Annotated in this window: 3 protein-coding genes and 1 pseudogene; 1 reads left to right on the top strand and 3 read right to left on the bottom strand. The window is 43.3% G+C overall.

The genetic code is table 11. The features are described 5' to 3' along the window. The first annotated feature begins 182 nt into the window (after positions 1-182). Positions 183-1,064 (top strand): annotated as a pseudogene (locus tag JMV76_RS14570) (IS982 family transposase). Between the two features lie 116 nt (positions 1,065-1,180). Here JMV76_RS14570 and JMV76_RS15155 read toward each other — a convergent pair. The 3 genes from JMV76_RS15155 to tatC all read right to left on the bottom strand — a co-directional run. Continuing rightward, positions 1,181-1,489 carry a hypothetical protein gene (locus JMV76_RS15155; protein WP_201503182.1) on the bottom strand — a complete coding sequence of 103 codons (309 nt, stop codon included), beginning with the start codon at positions 1,487-1,489 and terminating at the stop codon, positions 1,181-1,183. After that, positions 1,461-2,468, bottom strand: a complete 1,008-nt coding sequence (locus JMV76_RS14560; protein WP_201503181.1) for a hypothetical protein — start codon at positions 2,466-2,468, stop codon at positions 1,461-1,463. The genes JMV76_RS15155 and JMV76_RS14560 overlap by 29 nt, the downstream gene beginning before the upstream one ends. A gap of 97 nt (positions 2,469-2,565) precedes the next feature. Continuing rightward, positions 2,566-3,302: twin-arginine translocase subunit TatC (gene tatC / locus JMV76_RS14555; protein ID WP_201503180.1), on the bottom strand; the 737-nt coding region annotated here is incomplete at its 5' end.

Raw genomic sequence — 3,302 nt, 5'->3', positions numbered from 1 at the left:
TTTGAGTATTTGAGTATTTGAGTATTTGAGTATTTGAGTATTTGAGTATTTGAGTATTACTTCGCTTCTTTAGTTATGATAACCCCAGTTCGGGATAAGCGCTCAAAAAAAAGATAAAAAAAGAAGTCCAAAGTTGCTAAAGTAAGTTTACCAAGACAAACTTCACAACAAGGACTTCTTACATGGACAACCTAACCGAACTATACTGCCATATTGACGACTTTTATTAGCAATTCAAACCTGAGTTTGACGCTCACTTAATCGCAACGGGACACCAAAGGTTAAGAGCATGCCAGATAAGTGTAGCAGAGATTATGACCATCTTGGTACTGTTTCATCAACGGCGGTATCGACAGTTTAAGTCTTTTTACTACCACCATATGCATGGCATGATGAAACAGGAGTTTCCAAACCTGCCGAGCTACTCACGATTTATAAAGCTTATGCCGCGCAGTATCATGCCACTGTGTGCCTACTTGCAAAGCATGATGGGCGACTGTACAGGTATCAGCTATATTGATTCAACCAAGATAGCAGTTTGTCATAACAAACGTATCTACCGTCATAAAGTCTTTAAGGGACTTGCAACCCGAGGCAAAAGCAGCATGGGCTGGTTTTACGGCTTTAAGCTGCACGCCATTATCAATCACAAGGGCGAGCTTGTATCTGTTAAAGTCACTGCGGGTAATACGGATGACAGAGTGCCTGTTAAGGATATGGCAACGCCTGTGTTTGGCAAGGTGTTTGGGGATAGAGGCTATATCAGTAAAGCACTAAACGAGTGGCTCACAAAACACAGTGATACTAGGCTGATAACGAAACTTCGGCGTAATATGAAACCGCAAGTACTCAAGCCGATAGATGAGGCGCTACTCAATCATCGCTCTTTGGTTGAGACGGTGTTTGGGGAGCTGAAAAACTTGTGTCAGATTGAGCATTCACGCCATCGTAGTGTCACGGGTTTTATTACAAACTTGCTGTCAGGTTTGATTGCTTATCGCTGGTTTCCCTATAAACCCACCATCAAAAACATGCCTCAGCAAGGGCAGGTGGCTACATTGTAAATAGTATCAATGAGTTACAATGTGGCTTATCCCGAACTGGGGTTAGGTAAGAAGAATATTGAATTAGTTAACCGGACTTATAACAGCCTAATGCCATCTAAATAAGACCTAGACGATCACACCTGAAAGACAGGCGCGAATCCACCGCCTGGCGTACGGTAGTTAGTCACCTGACCTTGATACACACGCGCAGCAGGTAGTAACAGTTTTCCGCCATACGTATAAAGACGTATATCTACCTTTCTTGTTGTTACGATGTCATCAATTTTGAGTGATCTCTCTCCTGCAGGGACAAAGGTCTGTGCGATATAATCTTCATCCAGAATGTTTTCGAAGACGCGTCGAGTCAGTTTGCTACCGCGATAAACGCCTTTGCTTCCATGACCAGCAACTGGCTTAAAAACAGTTGCCGCCGAGTAAGCCACAACTCTGCTGCATCGTCTCTTGATACAATCTTAGTCCTCGGTACAGACCTTCGAGGCACTCCACTGCAGCCTCATCCAGACCCCAAGAGCGCAATATTTGGGAGTCTGATAGCAATGTCAGGTTTTGCTTATTGGCCAACATAGCATGTACGCGGGGATTGGGTGTCACTACCACAGCACCCTCTAAATAAGCCTGCTTAAGCAATACATGGTCAGGGTCCTCAAATGCAAAGTCGACAAGCCGATTGTAAATCATATCGATTTTCTGGCCATGGGCTGTTAACGTACCGTCGATATACTCGAGTTCAGAGGGATCAAGTATCACAGTATCAATACCTCTAGCTTGGAGCAGTTGACAGGCTAACTCAAACTCTAAGAACATGAACTGACTCTCGGGGTCATTGTCCACAATGGCTATCCGATTGGGCATAGCAACAGCGGACTGTCGCTGCCATTCCTGTTTGAACATGTCAAACACTGCTTCCTCGAACCTATCTAGCATTTGATTGGTTGCAGCGCTTTGCTCTGAGGGGTTGCAACAGCGTTTTTGTGCGCGAGCGAGCAACACATTCAGAAATGCGCCGCCGGCATTAGTATTGACCTCGATGAGCTGAGGTCCATCGCTACCCAAGTGAAAGTCATAACCCATGAGGGCCCCTATTGGGCCTGGGTCGAAAGCAGCTATTTCTGGTGCCCACGACAGCACTTGCTCTTGATACAATGGCAGTTCGGCAGCTGACTCGATAGCCCTGACGATTCGCTCCATCGCCTCTATCTCTGTTTTGGGAACGAACACGGGTGTTGCTGAAAAAAGCTTATTAAGCTCGTTCGCTCCTATTGGATTGTTTCTAGTTTCTACCAATTGATCTTGAAGGCTTGTATTAAGCGCTTTACGATCAAGGGTAATGCAGTAGCACTCTTGGTTAAGTCGATTTGCAAGACCGTCATTTTTTTCGTTGTTATTAGTTGGGTGTTCCATTTAGAGTCCGTCGCTAAGTAGAGTACTCACGCTGACATACTCTAGTAAAAAGTAAAAAGTAAAAAGTAAAAAAGGTTCTTGGCGTATTTAAGTAGTGCTAGCTACTTTCTAATGTTTCATTCCCTGAGACTAAATCATTACTTCGTTCATTTTTAATTAATATCTTTGCTAAGAGTAAACCCAGCTCAAATAATAGCCACATAGGAATCGCCAACAACAGCATTGATACACCATCAGGCGGTGTCACTACCGCGGCGATCCCAAAACAGCCGACTATGATATAACGACGCTTATCTTCTAAAATTTGAGTAGAAACGATTCCGGCCATTATCAGCAATAAGGTAACCACTGGAATCTCAAAAGTCAGTCCAAACACCATAAATAGCTTGAGGGCAAAGCTCAGATAACTGTCAATATCGGTCATTGGTATAACGTTCTGCGGAGCGAACATAATAAAAAATTTCAATACCCCTTTGAGTACGACAAAGTAGGAAAAAGCAACACCAGCATAAAATAGAAATATCGAAGATAGCAGTACAGGAATGGCAATTTTCTTCTCTTTTTTATATAAGCCGGAAGCTACAAATGACCAAATTTGATACAGGATATAAGGCATTGCTAAAAATGCGGCGACGAATATCGTTAAGCGAATGGGTGCCATAAAGTTTGACGTTATATCAGTGGTAATCATGGTCGAATTGATGGGTAACTGCGCCACTAATGGGTCTGATAAAAGATTATAAAGCTCGCGTGAAAATCCCACCAATACTAAGGATATAATTAAGACGACCACGCATATTCTTATTAAGTGCGTACGCAGCTCGATTAAATGTC

The sequence above is a fragment of the Psychrobacter cibarius genome, assembly GCF_904845955.1.
GTDB lineage: Bacteria > Pseudomonadota > Gammaproteobacteria > Pseudomonadales > Moraxellaceae > Psychrobacter > Psychrobacter cibarius_B.
This window is presented reverse-complemented; position numbering and strand designations above follow the sequence as displayed.

Excerpts from the sequence above, each read along its gene's own strand:
- JMV76_RS14560 (WP_201503181.1), bottom strand. The coding sequence starts at position 2,468 with ATGGAACACCCAACTAATAACAACGAAAAAAATGACGGTCTTGCAAAT.